General features: G+C 41.4%; 1 protein-coding gene. It reads left to right on the forward strand.

Annotated features, from left to right (window positions below; translation table 11 throughout):
* Positions 1 to 68: 68 nt before the first annotated feature.
* Positions 69 to 828: tyrosine-type recombinase/integrase (locus tag PGU50_RS17860; RefSeq protein ID WP_270247649.1), on the forward strand; the 760-nt coding region annotated here is incomplete at its 3' end.

Consider the following 828-nt stretch of genomic DNA (forward strand, 5'->3'; position numbering starts at 1 on the left):
GATATACTTACACGCACGAAGCATTTCATCAGTTCCGATTGTCTAATATCGAAAGGAGATATACGATTATGGCAAAAGGATCTGTAAGAAAAAAAGGAAAGAAATGGTACTATCGCTTCTATGTAGAGGACGCAAGCGGCAATCTTGTTCAAAAAGAATGCGTTGGAACAGAAAGCAAAAGTGAAACTGAAAAGCTGCTCCGTCAGGCAATGGATGATTATGAAAAAAAGAAATTTGTTGCCAAAGCGGAAAATCTCACAGTCGGACAACTTCTGGATGTGTGGGCAGAGGAGGAATTAAAAACAGGTACGCTCAGCAATGGTACTGTGGAGAATTACCTCGGAACAATCCGAAATATCAAGAAACACCCATTGGCAGAACGGAAATTAAAAAATGTAACCTCTGAGCATTTGCAATCCTTCTTTGATTTGCTTTCCTTTGGGGGAGTTCATCCCGATGGAAAAGAGAAAAAGGGTTACAGCAAAGATTACATCCATTCTTTTTCCGCAGTCATGCAGCAGTCCTTCCGCTTTGCAGTATTTCCAAAACAGTATATTACGTTCAATCCCATGCAGTATATTAAACTGCGGTATCAGACGGACGAAGTTGATTTGTTTTCGGATGAGGACATGGACGGAAATATCCAACCAATTTCACGAGAAGATTATGAAAGACTGCTTACGTATCTTCAAAAAAAGAACCCAGCCGCAATACTTCCAATCCAGATAGCCTATTATGCCGGGCTTCGTATTGGAGAAGCCTGTGGTTTGGCATGGCAGGACGTAAATCTGGAAGAACAATGCCTTACCATAAGACGCAGCATCCGAT

The sequence above is a fragment of the Coprococcus sp. AM11-30B genome (genome assembly GCF_027674365.1).
Lineage (GTDB): Bacteria > Bacillota > Clostridia > Lachnospirales > Lachnospiraceae > Allocoprococcus > Allocoprococcus comes.